22 protein-coding genes are annotated in these 23,001 nt (G+C 66.8%); 15 read left to right on the forward strand and 7 right to left on the reverse strand.

The window, feature by feature from the left end; genetic code table 11:
• Positions 1–2 precede the first annotated feature (2 nt).
• Positions 3–1,337 carry an NAD(P)/FAD-dependent oxidoreductase gene (locus DA1_RS23300; RefSeq protein ID WP_034394351.1) on the forward strand — a complete coding sequence of 445 codons (1,335 nt, stop codon included), beginning with the start codon at positions 3–5 and terminating at the stop codon, positions 1,335–1,337.
• A gap of 20 nt (positions 1,338–1,357) precedes the next feature.
• On the opposite strand, the gene DA1_RS23305 is transcribed toward DA1_RS23300, so the two are convergent.
• The 3 genes from DA1_RS23305 to DA1_RS23315 all read right to left on the reverse strand — a co-directional run bounded on the left by DA1_RS23305 (position 1,358) and on the right by DA1_RS23315 (position 3,241).
• On the reverse strand, positions 1,358–1,927 hold the full coding sequence (locus DA1_RS23305) for a flavodoxin family protein (protein ID WP_034394353.1): 570 nt from the start codon (positions 1,925–1,927) through the stop codon (positions 1,358–1,360).
• Positions 1,928–2,087: 160 nt separating this feature from the next.
• A complete protein-coding gene (locus DA1_RS23310; RefSeq protein WP_013802170.1) occupies positions 2,088–2,495 on the reverse strand; it encodes a DoxX family protein in 408 nt (135 codons plus the stop codon).
• Positions 2,496–2,539: 44 nt separating this feature from the next.
• Positions 2,540–3,241, reverse strand: coding sequence for a pirin family protein (locus DA1_RS23315; RefSeq protein WP_034394356.1), 702 nt, complete (start codon positions 3,239–3,241; stop codon positions 2,540–2,542).
• 133 nt (positions 3,242–3,374) lie between these two features.
• On the opposite strand from DA1_RS23315, the gene DA1_RS23320 reads away from it, so the two are divergent.
• The 5 genes from DA1_RS23320 (at position 3,375) to DA1_RS23340 (ending at position 8,446) form a co-directional block, all read left to right on the forward strand.
• On the forward strand, positions 3,375–4,313 hold the full coding sequence (locus DA1_RS23320) for a LysR family transcriptional regulator (protein ID WP_034394359.1): 939 nt from the start codon (positions 3,375–3,377) through the stop codon (positions 4,311–4,313).
• A gap of 134 nt (positions 4,314–4,447) precedes the next feature.
• Positions 4,448–5,575: an NAD(P)/FAD-dependent oxidoreductase gene (locus DA1_RS23325; protein WP_034394361.1), complete on the forward strand. Its 1,128-nt coding sequence runs from the start codon at positions 4,448–4,450 to the stop codon at positions 5,573–5,575.
• Positions 5,576–5,630: 55 nt separating this feature from the next.
• Positions 5,631–6,569, forward strand: a complete 939-nt coding sequence (gene gluQRS, locus DA1_RS23330; RefSeq protein ID WP_034394363.1) for a tRNA glutamyl-Q(34) synthetase GluQRS — start codon at positions 5,631–5,633, stop codon at positions 6,567–6,569.
• 64 nt (positions 6,570–6,633) lie between these two features.
• A complete protein-coding gene (gene trmB, locus DA1_RS23335; RefSeq protein ID WP_373861123.1) occupies positions 6,634–7,389 on the forward strand; it encodes a tRNA (guanosine(46)-N7)-methyltransferase TrmB in 756 nt (251 codons plus the stop codon).
• A gap of 34 nt (positions 7,390–7,423) precedes the next feature.
• Entirely contained in the window at positions 7,424–8,446 is a 1,023-nt protein-coding gene (locus DA1_RS23340) for a GGDEF domain-containing protein (protein WP_034394369.1), read from the forward strand.
• Between the two features lie 21 nt (positions 8,447–8,467).
• Here the strand turns inward: DA1_RS23340 and DA1_RS23345 are convergent, their stop codons facing one another.
• The 3 genes from DA1_RS23345 to alaS all read right to left on the reverse strand — a co-directional run bounded on the left by DA1_RS23345 (position 8,468) and on the right by alaS (position 13,532).
• The gene (locus DA1_RS23345) at positions 8,468–9,718 is read right to left on the reverse strand and encodes a GGDEF domain-containing protein (RefSeq protein WP_034394372.1); all 1,251 of its coding nucleotides are present in this window, start codon (positions 9,716–9,718) and stop codon (positions 8,468–8,470) included.
• 9 nt (positions 9,719–9,727) lie between these two features.
• Entirely contained in the window at positions 9,728–10,819 is a 1,092-nt protein-coding gene (locus DA1_RS23350) for an ABC transporter substrate-binding protein (protein ID WP_034394374.1), read from the reverse strand.
• Positions 10,820–10,907: 88 nt separating this feature from the next.
• Complete coding sequence (alaS, locus tag DA1_RS23355) at positions 10,908–13,532, reverse strand: alanine--tRNA ligase (RefSeq protein ID WP_034394377.1); 2,625 nt, start codon at positions 13,530–13,532, stop codon at positions 10,908–10,910.
• A 168-nt stretch (positions 13,533–13,700) separates the two neighbouring features.
• Here alaS and DA1_RS30635 point away from each other — a divergent pair, with 168 nt between their 5' ends.
• Positions 13,701–13,901 (forward strand): hypothetical protein, encoded by a 201-nt coding sequence (locus DA1_RS30635; RefSeq protein WP_034394381.1) that lies wholly within the window; start codon positions 13,701–13,703, stop codon positions 13,899–13,901.
• Positions 13,902–14,093: 192 nt separating this feature from the next.
• Entirely contained in the window at positions 14,094–14,327 is a 234-nt protein-coding gene (locus DA1_RS23365; protein WP_017403895.1) for a hypothetical protein, read from the forward strand.
• 57 nt (positions 14,328–14,384) lie between these two features.
• Here the strand turns inward: DA1_RS23365 and DA1_RS23370 are convergent, their stop codons facing one another.
• Positions 14,385–15,722 carry an MFS transporter gene (locus tag DA1_RS23370; protein ID WP_013802160.1) on the reverse strand — a complete coding sequence of 446 codons (1,338 nt, stop codon included), beginning with the start codon at positions 15,720–15,722 and terminating at the stop codon, positions 14,385–14,387.
• A 298-nt stretch (positions 15,723–16,020) separates the two neighbouring features.
• On the opposite strand from DA1_RS23370, the gene cyoA reads away from it, so the two are divergent.
• The 7 genes from cyoA (at position 16,021) to DA1_RS23405 (ending at position 22,988) form a co-directional block, all read left to right on the forward strand.
• Positions 16,021–17,067, forward strand: coding sequence for a ubiquinol oxidase subunit II (gene cyoA / locus DA1_RS23375; protein ID WP_012205882.1), 1,047 nt, complete (start codon positions 16,021–16,023; stop codon positions 17,065–17,067).
• Between the two features lie 66 nt (positions 17,068–17,133).
• Positions 17,134–19,140, forward strand: coding sequence for a cytochrome o ubiquinol oxidase subunit I (gene cyoB / locus DA1_RS23380; RefSeq protein WP_013802159.1), 2,007 nt, complete (start codon positions 17,134–17,136; stop codon positions 19,138–19,140).
• Complete coding sequence (gene cyoC / locus DA1_RS23385) at positions 19,133–19,765, forward strand: cytochrome o ubiquinol oxidase subunit III (protein ID WP_012205884.1); 633 nt, start codon at positions 19,133–19,135, stop codon at positions 19,763–19,765. The genes cyoB and cyoC overlap by 8 nt, the downstream gene beginning before the upstream one ends.
• On the forward strand, positions 19,766–20,206 hold the full coding sequence (cyoD, locus tag DA1_RS23390; protein ID WP_034394386.1) for a cytochrome o ubiquinol oxidase subunit IV: 441 nt from the start codon (positions 19,766–19,768) through the stop codon (positions 20,204–20,206). It abuts the gene before it with no gap.
• Between the two features lie 71 nt (positions 20,207–20,277).
• Positions 20,278–20,991: an SURF1 family protein gene (locus DA1_RS23395; RefSeq protein ID WP_034394389.1), complete on the forward strand. Its 714-nt coding sequence runs from the start codon at positions 20,278–20,280 to the stop codon at positions 20,989–20,991.
• Between the two features lie 129 nt (positions 20,992–21,120).
• Entirely contained in the window at positions 21,121–22,422 is a 1,302-nt protein-coding gene (locus DA1_RS23400) for an ATP-binding protein (protein WP_034394392.1), read from the forward strand.
• A 29-nt stretch (positions 22,423–22,451) separates the two neighbouring features.
• Complete coding sequence (locus DA1_RS23405; RefSeq protein ID WP_013802156.1) at positions 22,452–22,988, forward strand: response regulator transcription factor; 537 nt, start codon at positions 22,452–22,454, stop codon at positions 22,986–22,988.
• Positions 22,989–23,001: the final 13 nt, after the last annotated feature.

The raw sequence follows: 23,001 nt of genomic DNA on the forward strand, positions 1-23,001 counted from the left end.
CGATGGCAGCTACCGCCTCCTTCGCATCGTCTTCGTCGGTACGCCCCGTGCTGTCGCACCCGTCAGCGCCATCGCTGTGGGCAGCCACTGCGCCCGCCGCACCGCCCACGCCACCGCTGGCGGCACCGCTGACCACCACCGACGTGCTGGTGATCGGCGCGGGATATACCGGCCTGTCGGCAGCACTGCATTTAGCCGAAAGCGGCGCCAGCGTGTACGTGCTTGACGCCCATGCTCCCGGCTGGGGTGCGTCGGGCCGCAACGGCGGCCAGGTGAACCCCACCCTCAAGTACGACCCCGACGAACTGCAGCGCATCCACGGCGCCGCTCGTGGCGAGCGGCTGATCGACGCCGTCTCCCGCTCGGCCGACCTTGTGTACGGGTTGATCGAACGGCACGGCATCGACTGCGCGCCCGTGCGTGCCGGCTGGCTGCAGGTCGGATACACCCAGCAGGCGGTGGACGGCATGCACGCACGCGCCCGGCAGTGGGAACGGCGCGGCGTGCGCGTGGAACTGCTGGACCGCGCTGCCACGGCAGCACGCACAGGCACGCCCGCCTTTGCCGGCGGCTGGCTGGATGGACGCGCCGGCGCCATACAGCCCCTGGCCTACGTGCGTGGACTGGTGCGCGCCGCACAGGCCCTGGGCGTGCAGGTTCACAGCGAATCGCCCGTGCTGGCACTGGAGCGCCAGGGCACGGACCACTGGGTCGCCACCACGGCCCAGGGTCACCGCATACAGGCCAGGCAGGTGCTGCTGGGCACCAACGGCTATACCGATGGCCTGTGGCCTGGTCTGGCGCGCACGGTGCTGGCAGCCAACAGCTTCATCGTGGCCACGCAGCCCCTGGGCAAGGCGGGCGCGCACATCCTGCCCGGGGGCGAGACAGGCTCGACCTCGCAGCGCCTGCTGCTGTACTTTCGCAAGGACGCACAAGGCCGTCTGCTCATGGGCGGGCGCGGACATTTTGCGGACCCGCAGGGCGCAGGCGACTATGCCCACCTGGAACGCGCCGTGGCGCTGATGTTTCCCGGCCTGGGCCCCCTCCAATACGAGTACCGCTGGGCCGGGCGCATCGCCGTCACACGCGACTTCATGCCCCATCTGCACCAGCCTGCCCCCGGCATCACCATGGCCCTGGGCTACAACGGCCGCGGCATTGCCATGGCCACCCTGCTGGGGCGGGAGGCGGCAGCGCTGATGGTCGGCGGAAATGCGCTGGCCTGCCCTTTTCCGGTAACGCCGGTTCAGCCAATACCGCTGCATGGGTTGCAACGGTTGTACATAGCGGCGGGAGTGGCCTGGTACAGCCTGCTGGACCGGCTGGGGGCGTGAGGTTCAGTGGGGACAGCCGATCAAGCCGCGCCGGCCTGGCGCATCAGCCGCAGCGCCTGCTGCGCCACGCGCTCGCCGAACACGCGCGCCGTCTCCAGGTCGCCCGGCAGCATCTCGGCGGCCGAGGCATCCGAGGCCGATTGCGCCATGGCACCGCTGAAGGCGCCTATCCAGTTGAGGTCATTGCGCTGCGCGGCGCGCGCGTTGGACGGCAACATGCCGCTGCCCACCCACAGGCCACCATGCTGCATGGCCAGCTGGAACAGGTAGTCCAGCGTGGTCTGCTTGTTGCCGTTGACACTGGCACTGTTGGTGAAGCCGGCGAACAGCTTGTCCTTCCAGGCCTGCACGAACCACGGCTTGGAAGAGGCATCGGCAAAGCGCTTGAACTGCCAGCTCGGCCCGCCCATGTAGGTGGGCGATCCAAAGACGATGGCGTCTGCCGCCGCCAGCAACTCCCAGCCACCCGCAGGCAGCTGGCCGTCGCTGTCGATCGACAGCATGCGCGCGCCTGCGCCGTCGGCCACGGCCTGGGCCATGCGCTGGGTGTGTCCGTAACCCGAGTGGTAGACCACCACGATATCTGCCATACAAGAAATCCAATCCTCAGACGCCCTGCGCAGCCACAGGCCAGCCAGCGCCGCATTCATCAATCCATCCACGCCAAAGGGCCCCGCAGCGCTGCTGCGGGGCCCACTCAAGGCAGTAGCCTAACAAAAATCAGGGCATGGCCAACGCTGCCCCACCCACTCAATGGCGGCGCGCATCCACGCTCCAGCCACCGGCACCGTGGGCGGCAAAGCCCAGCAGGCCGCCAGTCACGGCGATGTTCTTCCAGAACAGCAGCTGCTGCATCATGGCCGCGTCGGCCGGCACGCTCCAGTAGGCATGGAAGAAGAAGCTGGCCACCAGCGTGAAGAACGCCAGCACCAGGGCCGCCCAGCGCGTGCACCAGCCCAGCAGCAAGGCCAGGCCGCCGACGATCTCCACCACCAGGGCAATGGCCACGCCGATCTGCGGCATGGGCATGCCTACCGATGCGGCATAGCCCACGGTCCCGGCGAAGCCTCCGATTTTCTGAAAGCCCGCAGGCACGAACATCAGCGCGATCAGGATGCGGCCGGCCAGCGCCAGCGGGTTGCTCAGACGGTTCAACATGATGGGTACTCCTCGTGAATCTTCAGAGCGTGCTGTGCACGCTCTCAGGCTTGCAGATCGAACACCAGGACCTCGGACTGTTCCCCGTCGTGCAGGCGCAGTCGCGGTTCATTCTCCACAAGGGCCGCATCGCCCGTTGTCAGCCGTTGCCCATTGACACTCAGCGCGCCGCGCACCAGGTGCACATAGGTCTTGCGGCCGGCGGGCAGTTCCAGCTCGGCCTGCTCATCGCCGTCGAACAGCCCGGCATACAGCCGGGCATCGGCATGGACGCTGACCGAGCCCTCGGCGCCATCGGGCGAGGCCACCAGGCGCAGCCGGCCGCGCTTTTCCTCGTCGGCAAAGGCTTTTTGCGCATAGCCGGGCGCTATGCCCGTCTCGCTGGGCAGCAGCCAGATCTGCAGGAAATGCGTGGTCTGGCCCGGCGCATGGTTGTGCTCGCTGTGGACCACGCCCGAGCCGGCGCTCATGCGCTGCACCTCGCCGGGCGAGATGGTCTGCTCGTTGCCCATGCTGTCCTTGTGCGAGAGCCGGCCTTCGAGCACGTAGCTGATGATCTCCATGTCCTTGTGGCCATGGGAGCCGAAGCCCGTGCCCGGGGCGATGTGGTCCTCGTTGATCACGCGCAGGTTGCCAAAGCCCATGTGGCGCGGATCGTGGTAGCCCGCAAACGAGAAGCTGTGGTGCGAGCGCAGCCAGCCATGGTCGGCATGGCCGCGTTCCCGGGATTTGCGCAGGGCGATCATGTTTTTGTCCCTTTCCAACGTGTCAGATCTTCGAAACTCTTGCGTCGATGGCTCCACTGTAGAAGCCGCTGCCGCAGGCAAGGCGCAGCAGGATTGATGGCATCATTCAAAGCTTTTGAAGCCATAACGCCCCATGCCCAGCCCCCGTGACGTGCTCACCCCCGACAGCCTGGCCATGCTCCAGGCCATTGCCGAGGCCGGCAGCTTTGCCGCCGCTGCACGCCAGTTGGGCCTGGTGCCCAGTGCCCTGACCTACCGTGTGCGCCAGATCGAAGATGCGCTGGACGTGCTGCTGTTCGACCGCCGCTCGCGCCACGCCCAGCCCACCGAGGCCGGCCGGGAGCTGCTGCGCGAGGGGGTGCGCCTGCTGCATGAGATCGACACCGTGGCGCATCGCGTGCGCCGCGTGGCCACGGGCTGGGAGCCGCACCTGACCATCGTGGTCGATGGTGCCGTGGCGCGCACGCCGATGCTGGAGCTGGTCGAGGCCTTCTACGCCATGCAGCCACCCACGCGGCTGAAGCTGCGCGACGGCATCCTCACCGGCACGCTGGAGACGCTGACCTCGGGCCGGGCCGACCTGGCCATCGGGGTGGCGGTCAACTCCAGCAACGTAGCGGGCCTGCAGGCCTGCGAGCTGGGCGAGCTGGACTTCGTCTTTGCCGTGGCGCCCCACCATCCGCTGGCCACGGCGCCCGAGCCCATCACCGACGCCACCTTGCTGCAGCACCGCATCATCGCCGTGGCCGATTCAGGCCTGCGCGACAGCGCCAGCATGGGCCTGCTCAGCGGCCAGGACATCTTCACCGTGGACTCCATGCAGGCCAAGATCGAGGCCCAGGTGCGCGGCATAGGCTGCGGCTTCCTGCCCCATTTCATGGCCGATGTGTATGTGCAGGCCGGCCTGCTGGTGACGCGCCAGGTCGCCCGGCCCTCGCGCAATGTTCGCATGCACTACGCATGGTCCTGCCCGCCGCAGCAGGTCCCGCCGCGCGCGCTGCAGTGGTGGCTGCAGCAGTTGGAGAGCCCCGCCACGCGCCGCGCTCTCATGGAAAATCATCACCGACATTGAGCTGGCGCACGCCGCCGGGCGGTCTTCGCGGGTGTAGAGTGGTTACAGGTCCCGGCCTGCCACGCCGCTGCGGTGCAACAGGCCGGAAAGGACATGCTTCCCGGAATCTGCCACTGCCCGCAAAGGTCTGCTCCATGAACGCTTCCCGCGCCGCCTCCAAGTCCACGGTCAAGAAAAAGGCCACCAAGCCCCCCGAAGCCTCCAAGGCGCGCCCCAAGGCCGGCGCGCGCCGCATCGCCGTGATCGGTGCCGGCATGGCGGGCCTGGCCTGCGCCCGCACGCTGATGCAGGCCGGCCACGATGTCCATGTCTACGAACGGCTGCCCCAGGTGGGCGGGCGCATGCGCTCTGTCAACGCCGCGCATGGCGCCTTCGACATCGGCGCGCAGTATTTCACCGTGCGCGATAAGCGCTTCGAGCTGGCCCTGCAGACCGTGCCCGGCCTGTGCCGCCCCTGGAGCGTGAGCACGCTGCGCGTGCTGGATGCGCAGGGCCGCCAGTCCAGCGCTGCACCCGCACCCACCGAAGCCCATTGGGTGGCCACGCCCGACATGCAGGCCCTGCCGCTGGCCTGGGCCGCGCCGCTGTGGGATGCCGACCGCCTGCACCTGGGCCAGCGCGTGACCAAGCTCGAACGCCAGCCCGGATCGCGCGGCTGGAGCCTGCATGTGGAGACGACCGAGCCGACCACGCAGATCCGCGCAGGCTTCGATGAAGTGATACTCGCCCTGCCCGCGCCCCAGGCGCGCCAGCTGCTGCAGACCACGCCCCTGGCCCTGTCGCTGGTGCAGGGCATGGCGGCCGTGGAAATGGCGCCCTGCTGGGCGCTGACGCTGTCCTACCCCATGGCCACCGAGGCCGGCCTGTCCACCCTGGGGCCGCAGTGGAATGCGGCCCGCACCACGCATGAGCGCGCGGTCTGGGTGGCACGTGAATCCTCCAAGCCGGGCCGCTCCCAAAGCGAACGCTGGACCGTGCTGGCCAGCCCCCAATGGTCGCAGGAGCACCGCGCCGACGACGCCCCGCGCGTGCTGGCCAAGATGCAGAAGGCCTTTGGCGAGATCACGCGCATCCGCATCCCTCCCCGCCATGCCAGCGTCTACCTCTGGCCCCATGCGCAGACCCTGTCGCCGCTGGGCCGCAGCCATTTGCGCAACAAGGATGCGGGCCTGGGCCTGTGCGGCGACTGGTGCATTGGCCGCCGCGTGGAGGATGCCTTTGTCTCGGGACTGGAAATGGCCCTGGCGTTGGTTGCAGACTGAACCAGGCCACCAGGTCCTGGCAGGGGGCGGCGCAAGGCCTTAACATCCGGCCCCGATGATTCCCGCCGCCCCTGAATCCGCCGAAACCGGCTCCGCACCCGCCCCATCCCCGTATGTCGGCCGCTTTGCGCCCTCACCCACGGGCCTGCTGCATGCAGGCTCCCTGGTGGCGGCGCTGGCCAGCTGGCTGGACGCACGCGCCCATGGCGGCCGCTGGCTGGTGCGCATCGAGGACATAGACCCTCCGCGCTGCCAGCCCGGTGCCGACACCGCCATCCTGAACCAGCTTGCCACCTGCGGCCTGCTGCCGGATGAAGAGCCTGTCTGGCAGTCCCGCCGCCACACCTTCTACGAAAGCGCACTGGAGCGGCTCAAGGCCGGCGGCCTGGCCTATCCCTGCGGCTGCACGCGCAAGGACATCGAGGCAGCCTGGGAAAACCTGGGCTGGGCCCATGAGCGCCATGTGGAGCGGCCCTACCCCGGCACCTGCCGCGACGGCCTGCACGGCAAGAGCGCCCGGGCCTGGCGCTTTGCGCTGGACCGCTTCACCCGCCACGACCCCGTGCTGCACTGGCAGGACCGCCGCTTGGGCGCCCAGCAGCAGGATGTGATCCACGGCGTGGGCGACTTTGTCCTGCGCCGGGCCGACGGCCTGTGGGCCTACCAGTTGGCCGTGGTCGTCGATGACGGCCTGCAGGGCATCACCCATGTGGTGCGCGGCGCCGACCTCGCCGACAATACGCCCCGCCAGATACTGCTGCAGCGCGCCCTGGGCATAGATCACCCGCAGTATCTGCACACGCCGCTGGTGCTCATGCCCGACGGCGAAAAGCTTTCCAAGCAGCACGGCGCACCCGCACTGGACCTGAGCGCCCCCGTGGCCGCGCTGCGCACCGCAGCCGCCCACCTGGGACTGCCCCAGCCATCACCCCAGGCCACATTGGGCGAAGCGCTGCAGTTCTGGGTCAGGGGCTGGCGCCATACATACAATTGAGCCCGTGAACCCAATTTCTTCCCCCCAAGCCGAGCAGTCCATGGACGGCGATACCCCGAACACCATGTCCGCTGCCCCCGGTGCGCCGCACGATTCCTCTTCGCCCTCCACACCTGCGGCCGCCCGTACCGGCCAGCCGCCCGAGGGCGTGGCCCATCCCAAGACCATCAAGAGCTATGTGCGCCGCGCCGGCCGCACCACGACAGGCCAGGCCAAGGCCTTCGAGGAGCTGGGTCCGCGCTTCGTGCTGAACTACCAGGCCGCGCCGCTGGACGCCTTGGCCACCTATGGCCGCCAGGCCCCCCTGATCCTGGAGATCGGCTTCGGCATGGGCGAGGCCACGGCCCACATCGCGCGCGTGCGCCCCGATGACAACTTCCTGTGCTGCGAGGTGCACGAGCCCGGCGTGGGCGCCCTGCTCAAGCGCATTGGCGAGCAGGACATCTCCAACATCCGCATCCTGCAGCACGACGCCGTCGAAGTCATCGACAACATGCTGCCCGAGGCCAGCCTGGACGGCATCCACATCTTCTTCCCCGATCCCTGGCACAAGAAAAAGCACAACAAGCGCCGCCTGATCCAGGAGCCTCTGGTGGCCAAGCTGGCGCGCCGGCTGCGTCCCGGTGGCTACATCCACTGCGCCACCGACTGGGAGCCCTATGCGGTGCAGATGCTGGAAGTGCTGGGCGCGGAGCCCCTGCTGGCCAACACGGCCGAAGGCTATGCCGCCAAGCCCGACTACCGGCCGCTGACCAAGTTCGAAAACCGTGGCATCCGCCTGGGCCACGGTGTGTGGGATCTGGTGTTTGAGCGCCGCTGAGCCGGTCGCGCCCTCTTCCAATACAAGGCCTCGCATGCAGCCATTGCTACAGAATCTGGTCGAGATGACGGCCCACAGGGACCATCTGCGATTGGAAATCTCGGTGCTGTCCACCCTGTTCAAGCTCAATGGCGTGGTGCAGGTGCGGGCGCTGGAGCTGTTCGCCATGCCCGACGGCAGGCATTGCGTGCGTGCGCGCACCTGGAGCCAGGGCGATCAGGTCATGTCCACCGATGCCGAGGCCTTGTATGACCCGCAAAGCGTGGAGCTGGCCTCCATGCCCGCACTGCAGCAGGCGCTGCAGCAGCGCGCCCTCATCGCCTCGGCCGTGCAGCCCGATGGCCAGCACGTGCTGTGGCTGCCGCTGTGGCGCCAGGAGACGGCCTACCACTGCCTGGAGATCACGCAGTCCACGGCCTTCTCGCCCAGCCGGCTCGATGTGATCCAGGGCATCTTCGGCGTCTATCACAACTACCAGAGCCTGCTGGACTACAGCGAACGCGATGCGCTGACCGGCCTGCTCAACCGCAAGACCTTCGACGAGCAGTTCCTGCGCCTGTCGCTGCAGGAGCCGCCGATGGCCATGCCGGGCGTGGCCACGGAAGACGTTCCCGGCCAGTGGCTGGCCGCCATCGACATCGACCATTTCAAGCGCATCAACGACCGCTTTGGCCACCTGTATGGCGACGAGGTGCTGATCCTGGTGGCCAACATCCTGCGCAGCTGCTTCGACGCCAAGGACCGTGTGTTCCGCTTCGGCGGCGAGGAATTCGTGGTGCTGCTGCGCTCGGTCAGCCTGGTCAATGCCCGCAAGGCGCTGGAGCGCCTGCGCCACGACGTGGAGAGCTACGAATTCCCCCAGGTCGGCCGCATCACCGTGAGCACGGGCTTTGCCGCCATGGGCACGGGCGCACCCGTGGAGGTGCTGGGCCATGCCGACCAGGCCCTCTACCACGCCAAGGAGCATGGCCGCAACCAGACCTGGTACTACGGTGATCTGATCAACCAGGGGCTGCTGGCACCCCAGGTGAACAGCAACGACATCGAACTGTTCTGAGCCGGCCCTGGCGCCGTGCCGTCAGGCGAGGCCGGCCACGCGCACGCAGTCGCGCCCGGCGTGCTTGGCCTCGTAGAGCATGGCATCGGCGCGCTGCAGCAGTTCCTGCGCACTCTCGGCACCCTGCAGTTGCGCCACGCCAAAGCTGGCCGTCGCCGACAGCTCCAGGCCATGGACCTGTATGGGCGTGGAGCGTATGGCCTCGCGCAGCTGCCCGGCCAGCGCCCAGGCCTGGGCCGCAGCCACACCGGGCATCACGATCAGGAACTCCTCACCGCCATAGCGCGCCATCCATTGCGCCGAAGGCTCCCGCTCCAGTGCGTGCCGGCAACGCAGTGCCACCTCGCGCAGCACGGCATCGCCTGCGGCATGGCCGTGCCTGTCATTGACCTGCTTGAAGCGGTCCACGTCCACGAACATCACGCTCAGGGCCGCACCCAGGCGCTGGCCCTGGGCGACCTCGGAGGCCAGGCGCTCGTCCATGGCACGGCGGTTGAGGCATCCGGTCAGCGCATCGGTCAGCGACATGCGCTTGACCTCCTCCACCAGCTCCTCCAGCTGGGCCGTGCGCTGGGCCACCAGCAGGTCCAGATGCTCGATGTGGCCGCGCAGATCATGCTGCAACTGGCCAAAGCCCTGCACCACCATGTCGATCTCGTCGCGCTGCCCGCGCCGCGCCCGCTCCAGCACCAAGGGCCTCGACAACTCATTGGGTTTGAGGTTGGCCGCAAAGCCCGCAATCTGCTGCAGCGGCTGGCGCAGCTCCCTGCGCATCACCCAGGCCACCATCAGGCAGACCAGGGCCGTGAACAGCGCATAGCCCAGCAGCACGCGCAGCGTGGAGTCGCGCAGCACCTCCAGGTAGTGGCCCCGGTTCTCCCAGACCTGCAGTTCGCCCAGCGGCAGGCTGGACTGGCTGTGACGCGGTGCCGGAATGAGCATGGACACGGCAGGCGCGCGGCCATCCCTGGGCTCGCCCGCCTCGTACATCTCGCCCGTGGAGGTGACGCGCAACTGCACATGGCCCACCAGGGGCAGCTTGCCCAGCCACTGCACCTGCTCGCGCACCAGGGCCGGCTCGATGTCCCACAGCGCGGCGGACAGCGAGATCATGCTGTTGGCCACCAGCGTCTCCATGGAGCGGCGAAACTCCTGCTGCCCCTTGCGGTACTCCCACCAGGCGTGGGCGCCGCCAAACACCAGCATGCAGGCCACGGCCAGCAGCATGATGCGCAGGATCAGCAGGGAGGCGATCGAACGGAAGCGGGGCATGGAAGGCGCTCAGCGCAGCAGGTGCTTGAGCTCGAATCCGTAGCGCCGCAGCTGGGGATTGAGGTGCTTGCTGTAGCTGCGAAAGTCCAGAGGGGCCAGCGGCGCACTGATCCTGTGCTCGTAGCGGTCGATCTGGGACTTGTCCAGCAGCGTGAACATGGGCCGCACCTGCTCCAGCCCTTCGGAGGCGAAATCGGCGCCGTGCGCATGGTCGTAGAGCATGACCAGGGCCCAGGCGCCGGTCAGGAAATGGCCGCCCGCCAGTGCCGACAGCTCGCCCGTGCGCAGCGCCGTCATGGCGGCCGCCGATGAATTGATGGCGCTGAAGAAGGCGTCACGCCCCGGCGAGCCGCCCCGCGCGCGCCAGGCCTGCATGGAGCCAAAGGCCATCTCGTCGTTGCCCGCCCAGACCAGGCGAACCTCGGGATAGCGCTGGAACAGCACGGCCGCCTGCTGCTCGGCGCGTTCGCGGCGCCATTCGCCAAAGACTTCCTGCTGCAGCACCACGTCGCTGGCCTCGGCCGCCGCGCGGCGCATGCCGGCATTGCGTTCCACCGAGGAGGGCGTGGAGCGGTCCCCGGCAATGGCCACCATGTGCAGCCGGCCATCGGCCGCACGCGCCTGGCCCGACGCCCGTGCAGCGGCGAACAGTGACTTGGCGGTCAGGTAGCCGGCCTCTTCGGCGCCCGGCTCCAGGCTGCCCAGCCAGTGCCGATAGCGCTCTCGCGCCACGCCGGTCTGGCCGCGCAATGTCTCGGGCACGCCGCTGAAGGCCATGAAGCTGTCGATGCCTGCGGCCTCCAGCGTGCGCAGGATTTCAGGCGCCACGCTGTAGTCGTTGGTAAACATCACGTAGCGGGGCCGCTGCGCCTTGGGCAAGGCGGCAATCTGGCGCGCAATCTCGATGGGGCGCAGGTGGTCGCGCTGGGCATAGCGGACCTGCAGCTGCATGCCCAGGCTGTTGGCCGCGTCCTGCATGGCCTCGCTGACCGTGGTCCAGTAGCGCTCGTCGGAGCGGCCGGGGTTGATGAAGACCACGCTTTGCGCGGCGGCAGCGGCCGATTGCGCCAGCACGCCCATCACCCAGGCCATGTAGGTCATACGCAGCGCCCACGGCAAGACGCCCCGGTGGAGTCCACCGGGGCGTCCCGAAGAAGGGGCAGCAGGAATCATCTGCCGCGCAGCTGGGTCAGACGCGCTCTGCCACCCAGGCCTGCACACCGGCCAGCGCCGCGGGCAGGCCCGAAGCGTCCGTGCCGCCGGCCATGGCCATGTCGGGCTTGCCGCCGCCCTTGCCGCCGACCTGGCTGGCCACGAAGTTCACCAGATCGCCAGCCTTGATGCGCGAGGTCTCGGCCTTGGTCACGCCTGCGGCCAGTTGCACCTTGTCGCCATCGACGGCGGCCAGCACGATGGCTGCGGCGCCCAGCTTGTCCTTGAGCTTGTCCATGGTGTCGCGCAGGGTCTTGGCGTCGGCGCCTTCGAGCCTGGCGGCCAGCACCTTGATGCCCTTGACGTCCACGGCCTGGCCGGCCAGCTCGTCGCCCTGGCTGGAAGCGAGCTTGCCCTTGAGCGCAGCCACTTCCTTCTCCAACGCGCGGATCTGCTCCAGCGCACCGCCGATGCGGGTGTTCAGCTCGGCTGTCGGCGCCTTCAGCGCGGCGGCGGCCTGGTCCACCGTGGATTCCAGCGATTGCAGGTAGGCCAGCGCGTTCTCGCCGGTCACCGCCTCGATGCGGCGCACGCCAGCGGCCACGCCGCCTTCGCCCACCACCTTGAACAGGCCGATGTCGCCGGTGCGCTGCACGTGGGTGCCGCCGCATAGCTCGCGGCTGCTGCCGATGTCCAGCACGCGCACGGAGTCGCCGTACTTCTCGCCGAACAGCATCATGGCGCCCGTGGCCTTGGCCGATTCGATGTCCATCACGCGCGCATCGGTGGGCGTGTTGGCCAGGATCTCGGCGTTCACGCGGCGTTCGATCTCGCGGATCTCTTCAGCGGTCACGGGCTGGTTATGGGCAAAGTCGAAGCGCGTGCGCTCGGCGTTGACCAGCGAGCCCTTTTGCTGCACGTGATCGCCCAGCACTTCGCGCAGGGCCTTGTGCATGATGTGCGTGACCGAGTGGTTGCGCATGGTGGCCGCACGCAGCTGCGTGTCCACCTCGGCCTGCACGGCATCGCCCACCTTGAGGCTGCCGGACTCCAGCACGCCGTGGTGGCCGAACACATCGGCCTTGATCTTGAGCGTGTCCTCGACCGCGAAGCGTGCGCCCGTGGTGCTGATCACACCCTGGTCGCCCACCTGGCCGCCGGACTCGGCGTAGAAAGGCGTGGTGTCGAGCACGACCACGCCGCTCTGGCCGGCCTTGAGTTCCTGCACGGCGCTGCCTTCGGCATACAGTGCCACCACCTTGGCGGCCTCGGCCAGCTTCTGGTAGCCCGTGAAGGCATTGGCATCGCCCGTGTATTCCAGGGCGCGGTCCATCTTGAACTTGCCTGCTGCGCGGGCCTTGTTCTTCTGCTCTTCCATGGCGGTCTGGAAGCCCGCCTCGTCCACGCTCAGGCCGCGCTCGCGGCAGACGTCGTTGGTCAGGTCCAGGGGGAAGCCGTAGGTGTCGTGCAGCTTGAAGGCCACGTCGCCGGGCAGCACCTTGGCGCCACCGGCCAGCGCCGCGTCCAGGATTTCCATGCCGTTGGCCAGGGTCTCGAAGAAGCGCTCTTCCTCGACCCGCAGCACTTCGGTGATGCGCGCTTCCTGCTCGCGGATCTTGGGATAGGCATCGCCCATCACGGCCACCAGATCCTTGACCAGCTTGTGGAAGAACGGGGTCTTCTGGCCCAGCTTGTAGCCGTGGCGGATGGCGCGGCGCACGATGCGGCGCTGCACGTAGCCGCGGCCTTCGTTGGAGGGGATCACGCCATCGGCCACCAGGAAGGCGGTAGCGCGGATGTGGTCGGCGATCACCTTGAGCGAGGGGGTCTCGATGTCAGCGATGTGCGTCTCGCGCGCAGCGGCCTTGATCAGCGCCTGGAACAGGTCGATCTCGTAGTTGCTGTGCACATGCTGCAGGATGGCGGCCAAGCGCTCCAGGCCCATGCCGGTGTCCACGCAGGGCGCGGGCAGTGGCTTGACGTTGCCCTGCTCGTCCATGTCGAACTGCATGAACACGTTGTTCCAGATTTCGATGAAGCGGTCGCCGTCTTCGTCAGGGCTGCCCGGAGGGCCGCCGGCCACGTGCGCGCCGTGGTCGTAGAAGATTTCCGAGCAGGGGCCGCAGGGGCCGGTGTCGGCCATCATCCAGAAGTTGTCGCTCTTGTAGCGGCCGCCCTTGTTGTCGCCGATGCGGATCACGCGCTCGGGCGGCAGGCCGATTTCCTTGGTCCAGATGTCATAGGCCTCGTCGTCCTCGGCGTAGACCGTGGCCAGCAGGCGTTCCTTGGGCAGCTTGTAGACCTCGGTCAGCAGCTCCCAGGCCCACTTGAGCGACTCGCGCTTGAAGTAGTCGCCGAAGGACCAGTTGCCCAGCATCTCGAAGAAGGTGTGGTGGCGGGCCGTGTAGCCCACGTTTTCCAGATCGTTGTGCTTGCCGCCTGCGCGCAGGCAGGTCTGCACCGAGGTGGCGCGCTTGTAGGGGCGCTTGTCGGTGCCCAGGAACACGTCCTTGAACTGGACCATGCCCGAGTTGGTGAACATCAGCGTCGGATCGTTGCCGGGCACCAGGGGGCTCGACTCCACGATGGTGTGGCCCTTGGATGCGAAAAAGTCCAGAAAGCTCTTGCGAATGTCGGCAACGGTGAAAGTGGGTGTGCTCATGGTGTCTAGGAGTTCGGAGCGCGCACGCGGGGCGCTGTCCCTGGCGGGAGGGTGTCCCGTCGGGACCAACGCGCATTATAGGTTTGCCCCATGGTTGCGGCAGCGAGCCCTGCCTGGCCTCCATCACGCACGTGGCCAAAGAAGGCCTCTCCTCCCATCTGCCCGCCCTTGAGCACGATCTCCAGCCCGTCGCTGGCCGGATCGCTGCCATGCGCGCGCAACAGCGGCGCGCAGCTGGCCGGTCCACGGCGCCTGCAGCTGTGGGTGACGCCCCATCCGGGCCGCAGGGCCGATATTCTTGCGCTGGAGAAATGGCTGGTGCAGGAGATGAGGGAGATGGCTAGCACAGGCGATCTCGCCGTTCCCTGATCCCGCTCAGACTGCGCGCGATGGGCGCCCTGGATAATCGCCAGCCGGAACCACAGCAAGCACACCATGGCGCAACCACAGACACCCGAGCCTCATTCCAGCGAACCGGCCCCCGCTGCCAGCGCCAACGGATCCGATTCGGCCAAACCGCCAACACCGCCGAAATCGCCCAAGCCGCCAAAAAGCCGCATCGTGCCCTGGCTCATCGGCCTGCCCGTGGCCTTCTTCGCTGTGCTCATGCTGGCTGGCCAGTTGCTGTCCACGCCCGAAGGCGAGGCGCGCTGGGTGGAGCGCGAAACCATCAAGATCTGCCGCAAGGAAACCGCGCGGCCAGAGGCCGAGCGCAAGACGCAGCAGTTTGAATCGGTGCAGGACTGCGACAGGCTCGAATTCGACTTCAAGCAGCGCTACGGTGAAAACCCCTGAGGCGAAGTCACAACGAAAAAGGCCGGCAGAGCCGGCCTTTGGCTTGCGAGGGCCCGTTCAGTCACGCGTCTCGATGGCGCGGTTGATGCCCAGCGCCGCCAGCGTGCACAGCGCACCCGACAGCAGATAGATCCCCAGCGCCACCAGTCCGAAGCGCGAGGACACGCCCAGGGCCACCAGCGGAGCGAATGCCGCGCCCACCAGCCAGGCCATGTCCGAGGACAACGCGGCACCCGTGTAGCGATAGCGTGAGGGGAAGTTGGACGTCACCGTGCCGGCCGCCTGGCCATAGGACAGGCCCAGCAGGATGAAGCCGACGATGATGAACACGTTGTTCCCCATCGTTCCGCTGCCCAGCAGCCAGGGCGCCAGGAAGCTGAAGATGCCGATCAGGCAGGCCATGGTGCCCAGCGTGTTGCGTCGCCCCACGCGGTCGGCCAGCCAGCCCGAGACCATGATGGCGGCAGCCGCACAGAAGGCGCCCACGATCTGCACCCCGAGCACATGGGTCACCGACTGGTCCGAGTACAGCGAGATCCAGGACAGCGGGAAGATGGTCACCAGGTGGAACAGCGCAAAGCTGGCCAGGGCGGCAAACGCACCGATCACCACGTTGCGACCCTCGTCGCGCATCAGCGGCAGCACGCCCATGGGCTCCAGCTCACGCTGCTGCAGCAGTTCGGTGTAGGACTGCCCCACGACCAGGCGCAGCCGGGCAAACAGTGCCACGACGTTGATGGCAAAGGCCACGCAGAAGGGATAGCGCCAGCCCCAGCTGAGGAACTCGTCGGCTCCCACATGGGCGTAGATGAAGGCAAACAGCCCTGCCGCGAGCACGAAGCCCAGCGGCGCGCCCAACTGGCCCATCATCGAATACCAGCCCCGCCGGTTCTTGGGCGCCGACATGGCCAGCAGCGACGGCAGGCCGTCCCACGAGCCGCCCAGCGCAATGCCCTGGCCTATGCGCAGCAGCGCCAGCACGATGATGGCGTTCACCCCCGCCTGCTGGTAGCTGGGCAGGAAGGCCATGCCCACGGTGCACACGCCCAGCAGAAACAGCGCCAGCGTCAGCTTGGTCGCCCGCCCCCAGCGCCGCTGCACGGCCATGGACAGCGCCGTGCCCAGCGGCCGGGCCACGAAGGCCAGCGAGAAGATGGCGAACGACATCAGCGTGCCGTCGAGCTTGGAAAGGTAGGGAAACAGCAGTGCCGGGAAGACCAGCACGCAGGCGATGCCGAACACGAAGAAGTCGAAGTACTCCGAGGATCGCCCGATGATCACGCCGACGGCGATTTCGTTGGGCGTGACATCTTCGTGGGTGTCGGCGCGGGACAGAGATTCTTTGCTCTCATAGCTTCCGCCGGGGAAGCTTGCAGTTGTGTCGAGGCCGCTCATAGATGGATGCTCCTTGTCTCGTCTCACTGACAGCTCTGTTCTACGCCCTCGCTTGATCTGGCGCAAGGCGGTTTCCACCTCGACCGGCCTCGGTGTTTGTCCTGCTGCGCGCGACGCGAAAATGCTGCCTCCGGACCGCCAGGCACCTGCCGTGCAACCGCCCAGGTAGCAGAAAGTTCCCGGGTTCTCCTTGACGTTGGACAAAATGTCCAATGGACAAATTTATACTTCGTAATACATTTGCCCGGATCTTGTAATCCGCGTTTCTATGTAAACGCGCTCTTGTTGCGCCCCTAGCATGCTAAAAATCAAGGAACTCCGTGGGCCTGCGTGGCTCACCGCGGCCGCTTTGACAGCCAGTCTCACTGGCTGCAGCAAAGCCGTCGTGCTCAACCCCGCCGGCGACATCGCCGCGCAGCAGGGCAACCTGGTGGTCACGGCCACCTTGCTGATGCTGATCATCATCATCCCGGTGATCATCCTCACGCTGCTTTTCGCCTGGAAATACCGCCAGTCGAACACCGAGGCCCACTACGACCCCGAATGGCACCACTCCACCACGCTGGAGCTGGTGATCTGGTCCGTGCCGCTGATGATCATCATCGCGCTGGGCGCCATCACCTGGATCAGCACCCACAAGCTGGACCCCTACCGTCCGCTGGACCGCGTCTCGGCCACCAAGCCGCTGAGCACCGATGTCAAGCCGCTGGAGGTGCAGGTCGTGGCCATGGACTGGAAGTGGCTGTTCTTCATCCCTGAAAAAGGCATCGCCACCGTCAACGAGCTGGCCGCTCCCGTGGATCGTCCCATCCACTTCAAGCTGACCGCCACCTCGACGATGAACTCCTTCTACGTGCCTGACCTGGCCGGCATGATCTATGCCATGCCCGGCATGCAGACCGAGCTGAACGCCGTGATCAACAAGCCCGGCGTGTTCCACGGCCTGGCATCGCACTACAGCGGCGCCGGCTTCTCGGGCATGACGTTCAAGTTCCATGGGCTGAGCAACGAAGAGTTCGATCAGTGGGTTGCCAAGGCCAAGTCCGAAGGCAAGGCCCTGACGCGCGATACCTACCTGAACCTGGTCAAGCCCAGCGAGCGCAACCCGGTCGAGCGCTTCGCCACGGTGGACGAAGGCCTGTACGACAAGGTGCTCAACCGCTGTGTCGAAGAAGGCAAGATGTGCATGCATCACATGATGGCCATCGACGCTGCCGGTGGCGAAGCCTATCTCAAGGCCGTGGGCATGAACCTGCCCCAGGATGTGTGCACGGTGCAAAACGCCGACCGCGTCGTGGCCTTCCTGGACCAGCGCGACGGCTCCGCAGCCGCTGCGCAGCAATAAGCAGTTAGCGGACGCGGACGACGGCCAGACCGCCGCCCGCTCCCATCACGACCTAAGAGACTCGATATGTCTGAACATACCTCCCCGGCACAGGCCCACTGGCTGCTGGGACGCATCACTTGGGACTCCATCCCGATGGCGCATGAGCCCATCGTGCTGGCGACCTTCATCGCCGTGGTGCTCGGCGGCCTTGCCGTGCTGGGCCTGCTCACCAAGTTCCGCCTGTGGGGCCCGCTGTGGCGCGACTGGCTGTGCAGCATCGACCACAAGAAGATCGGCATCATGTACATGATCCTCGGTCTGGTCATGCTGCTGCGCGGCTTTGCCGACGCGCTGATGATGCGCCTGCAGCAGGCCATGGCCTTCGGCGACAACCTGGGCTACCTGCCTCCGCACCACTACGACCAGATCTTCACGGCCCACGGCGTGATCATGATCTTCTTCGTGGCCATGCCCTTCGTGACCGGCCTGATGAACTATCTGGTGCCGCTGCAGATCGGCGCCCGCGACGTGTCCTTCCCGTTCCTGAACAACTTCAGCTTCTGGATGACCACGGGCGGCGCCGTGCTGGTGATGATCTCGCTGTTCCTGGGCGAGTTCTCCACCTCCGGCTGGCTGGCACTGTCCAACCTGGGGGCGCAGAACCCCGGGGTCGGGCTTGACTACTACATCTGGGGATTGCAGGTGGCCGGTGTCGGCACCACGCTGTCAGGCATCAACCTGATCGTGACCATCATCAAGATGCGCGCACCCGGCATGAACCTGATGAAGATGCCCGTCTTCACCTGGACCGCCCTGTGCACCAACGCGCTGATCGTGGCCTCGTTCCCCATCCTGACCGCAGCCCTGGTGCTGATGTCGCTGGACCGCTACGTCGGCACGAACTTCTTCACGAACGAGCTGGGCGGCAACCCCATGCTGTACGTGAACCTGATCTGGATCTGGGGCCACCCCGAGGTCTACATCCTGATCCTGCCCTGCTTCGGTATCTTCTCGGAGATCGTCTCCACCTTCAGCCGCAAGCGCCTGTTCGGCTACACCTCCATGGTGTACGCGACGGTGTGTATCACCATCCTGTCCTACCTGGTCTGGCTGCACCACTTCTTCACCATGGGCTCCGGCGCCAGCGTGAACACCTTCTTCGGCATCACGACGATGATCATCTCGATCCCGACGGGCGCCAAGATCTTCAACTGGCTGTTCACCATGTACCGCGGCCGCATCCGCTTCACGGTGCCGATGCTGTGGACCGTGGGCTTCATGTGCACCTTCGCCATCGGCGGCATGACCGGCGTGCTGCTGGCCGTTCCCCCGGCCGACTTCGTGCTGCACAACAGCCTGTTCCTGATCGCCCACTTCCACAACGTGATCATCGGCGGCGTGGTGTTCGGCGTGTTCGCCGGCATCAACTTCTGGTTCCCCAAGGCCTTCGGCTACAAGCTCGACGAGTTCTGGGGCAAGTGCTCGTTCTGGTTCTGGCTGGTCGGCTTCTGGGTCGCCTTCACTCCGCTGTACGTGCTGGGCCTGATGGGCGTGACACGCCGTGCCAACCACTTCGAGGACCCCTCGCTGCAGATCTGGTTCGTGATCGCCGCCCTGGGCGCCGGTCTGGTGGCACTGGGCATCGGCAGCTTCCTGATCCAGCTGGTGGTCAGCTACTTCAAGCGCGACCAGCTGCGTGACGTGACCGGCGACCCATGGGAAGGCCGCACGCTGGAGTGGGCCACCTCCTCGCCCCCTCCCCAGTACAACTTCGCCTTCACGCCCGTGGTGCATGAGATCGATGCCTGGTGGGACATGAAGAAGCACGGCTACCAGCGTCCGCTGACTGGCTTCAAGCCCGTCCACATGCCGTCCAACACCGGCGCCGGCGTCGTGATCGCAGCGCTGTCCACGGTCTTCGGCTTCGCGATGATCTGGCACATGTGGCCCCTGGCCATTGCGTCGTTCGCCGCCACCGTGCTGGCGTCGATCATCCACACGTTCAACTACAAGCGCGACTACTACATCCCCGCCGCAGAAGTCGCGGCCACGGAAGAACTGCGCACACAACAGCTGGCACGTCATGTCTGATACCCGTTACACCGCAGGCGGCGCTGCCGCCCTGGCCCCGCGCGAGTACCACCTCGCCGAGGAGCCCCATCCCGAAAACGGCACCGCTCTGGGCTTCTGGCTCTACCTGATGAGCGACTGCCTGATCTTTGCAGCGCTGTTCGCCACCTATGGCGTGCTGGGCCGCAACTACGCTGCAGGCCCCACGGGCGCCCAGCTGTTCGACCTGCCCCTGGTGGCGATGAACACGGCCTTCCTGCTGCTGTCGTCCATCACCTTCGGCTTCGCCATGCTGCAAAAGCAGCAGGGCAAGCTGGGCGGCACCCAGCTGTGGCTGGCCATTACCGGCCTGTTCGGCCTGTGCTTCCTGGGCCTGGAACTCTATGAGTTCTCCCACCTGCTGCACGAGGGCGCAGGCCCTCAGCGCAGCGCCTTCCTGTCCTCGTTCTTCACCCTGGTGGGCACCCACGGCCTGCACGTGAGCTTCGGCCTGATCTGGCTGGTCACGCTGATGATCCAGATCAACAAGCACGGCCTGACGCACGAGAACAACCGCCGCCTGATGTGCCTGTCGATGTTCTGGCACTTCTTGGACGTGGTCTGGATCGGCGTCTTCACTTTTGTTTACCTGATGGGGGTGCTGTAAATGGCTGCACACGACATCCACGCCGGCCATGGCCACGGTCACCACGACCAGCACGGCCATGACGATCACCACCACGACGCAGGCCCGCACAGCACGTTCTCGGGCTATATGTGGGGCTTCGTGCTCTCGATCATCCTGACGGCCATCCCGTTCTGGCTGGTGATGAGCAATGTCATCTCGGACCGTGCAACGGCCGTGATGGTGCTCGGCGGCTTCGCCGTGGTGCAGATCGTGGTCCACATGGTCTTCTTCCTGCACATGAACGGCAAGATCGAAGGCGGCTGGACCCTGCTGTCCACCATCTTCACCGTGGTCTTCGTGGCCATCGGCATTGCGGGCACCCTGTGGGTCATGTTCCACATGAACACCAACATGATGCCCCAGCACACCATGCCGGCCGACCCTGCCGCGCAGACGGCTCCGGCCTCGGTCACACCTTGACCGCATCCGGAAACTCCGGGCCCTCCAGCCACGCCGGCGCATCGCGCCGGCGTGGCCCACTCGCTCAGGCGATGCTCATCTCGGTGGGCATCGCCTTGTTTTTGGGCTTCATCTTCCTGGGCAGCTGGCAGGTCCAGCGCCGTGCCTGGAAGCTGGACTTGATAGAGCGCGTGGACCAGCGCGTGCACGCCGCACCCGCTGCCCTGCCCCCGCCCGCCGAATGGCCGCAGATCACGGCCGCCGACCACGAGTACCGCGCCGTGCAGGCCAGCGGCCACTGGCTGGCCGGCAAGACCGTGCTGACCCAGGCCGTGACCGAATTGGGCGCCGGCTTCTGGGTGCTGACGCCGCTGCAGATGGACGACGGCAACCAGGTGCTGGTGAACCGGGGCTTCATTCCCACAGCGCAGCGCGCGCGCTGGCAGGATCAGCCCGCACAGGCCCCCCAGGACCAGGTGACGGTGGCCGGCCTGCTGCGCATCAGCGAGCCGCGCGGCGGCTTCCTGCGCGAGAACGATCCCGCGCAGCAGCGCTGGTTCTCGCGCGATGTGGCGGCCATTGCACAGGCCCAGGGCCTGGACCATGCAGCCCCCTACTTCATCGACGCAGGCCTGCCGGGCCAGCCCGTGGCAGACGGCACCTGGCCGCGCCCGGGCATGACCGTGATCCGCTTCCCCAACAGCCACCTGGTCTATGCGCTGACCTGGTACGGGCTGGCGCTGATGGTGGTCGGCGCGGCCTGGCTGGTCAGGCGCAATGACCGGCAGGCAAGCAGCAAGCCGTAAAGCCGTAAGGCCGTAAAGCCGTCGCTGCAGGCAACAGGGCCACCGATGACATCGGTGGCCTTTTTTACGCCAGTCCTCTACAAGACCCTGCCGCGCCACGGCTGCCTGCGGTAGCGCACAATCGCCCGCGTGAATTCGCCTTCAGAGTCCCTGTTCCGCGTCGAGCGCACCACCGAACGCCAGAACATGCAGCTGCTGATACAGCTGCGCTGGTTTGCCGTGGTCGGGCAGGTGATCACCATCTCCCTGGTGCACTACGGCTTCGGCATCACCCTGCCGCTGCCGGCCATGGCCCTGGTGCTGCTGGCCAGCGTCTTCACCAATCTTGGCTACATCTACTGGTACCGCAGCCACCGCCGCCAGATCTCGGCGCGCAACCTGTTCCTGGCCCTGCTGGCCGACGTGCTCGCCCTGGCCATACAGCTGTATTTGAGCGGCGGCGCCAGCAATCCCTTCATCTATCTGTTCCTGCTGCAGGGCATTCTGGGCGCCGTGCTGCTCAGGCCCGTGCACGCCTGGATCATCGTTGCCAGCACCTCGCTGTGCACCCTGGTGCTGGCCATCGTGCACTGGCCCCTGCCCATTGGCGCGGCGGGACCGGACGGGCTGCCCGGCCTGTATGTGAGCGGCATTCTGATCAGCTTCGGGCTGACCACGGTGCTGCTGGCGGTCTTCCTGCGCCGCATCGTCTCCAACCTGCGCCGGCGTGACGCACGGCTGGCCAACATGCGCCAGCGTGCCAGCGAAGAGGAGCACATCGTGCGCATGGGCCTGCTGGCCACGGGCGCGGCGCACGAGCTGGGCACGCCGCTGTCCACCATGTCCGTCATCCTGGGCGACTGGCAGCGCATGCCCGCCATCACGCAAGACCCCGACCTGCTGGCAGACCTGCAGGAAATGCAGCAGCAGCTGCTGCGCTGCAAGTCCATCGTCTCCAGCGTGCTCATGTCGGCCGGCGAGACCCGCGCCGATGCGCCACAGGCCACCACGCTGCGCGCCTTCATGGACGGCGTGGTCGCGCACTGGCAGTCACGCCACGCCGTGGAGCATTTCGACTATGTCCAGGCCGACGAGGACTTCCCCATCCTTTCCGATACCGCGTTGCAGCAAATGGTTTGCAATGTGCTCGACAATGCGGCCGAAGCCTCCCCCCGCCATGTGGCGCTGCACCTGGCCGTGCGCACCGGCATGCTGTGCATCACCGTGCGCGACAAGGGACCGGGCTTTGCACCCGCCGTGCTGGAACAGCTGGGCCAGCGCCATATCTCCACCAAGACGGAGCGCCCGGGCCGGGGGCTGGGCCTGTTCCTGGTGCTCAACGTGGCGCGCTCGCTGGGCGGACGCGTTCAGGTGAGGAACACCCCGCCGCGGGGCAGTGAGGTGGAGATCCGCCTGCCCCTGTCATCGATTGCCATTGAACCCGGCGCCTGAAGCGGCGCCCACAGGAACCCGAATCGCCCATGGACAGCTCCCGCCTCCTGCTGCTGGTTGAAGACGATGCGACCTTTGCGCGCACGCTGACGCGCTCGTTCGAGCGGCGCGGCTACCGCGTGCTGCAGGCCGCCAGCGCCGAGGAAGTGCGCGAGCTGCTGCAGACGCACTCGCCGCAATACGCCGTCATGGACCTCAAGCTGGCGGGCAACGCGTCGGGCCTGAGCTGCGTCCAGATGCTGCACCAGCACAGCCCCGAGGCGCTGATCGTCGTGCTCACAGGCTATGCCAGCATTGCTACGGCGGTGGAGGCGGTCAAGCTAGGCGCATGCCACTATCTGGCCAAGCCCTCCAACACCGACGATATCGAGGCCGCCTTCGGCCGCCTCGAAGGCCGCACCGACGTGGAACTGTCGCGCAACCCCACCTCCATCAAGACGCTGGAGTGGGAACACATCCACGAAACCCTGGCCGAGAGCGATTTCAACATCTCCGAAGCCGCCCGCCGCCTGGGCATGCACCGGCGCACGTTGGCGCGCAAGCTGGAGAAGCGGCAGATCAAGTAAGGCGGCAGGCACC

This window comes from Delftia acidovorans NBRC 14950 (assembly GCF_001598795.1).
Lineage (GTDB): Bacteria > Pseudomonadota > Gammaproteobacteria > Burkholderiales > Burkholderiaceae_C > Comamonas > Comamonas acidovorans.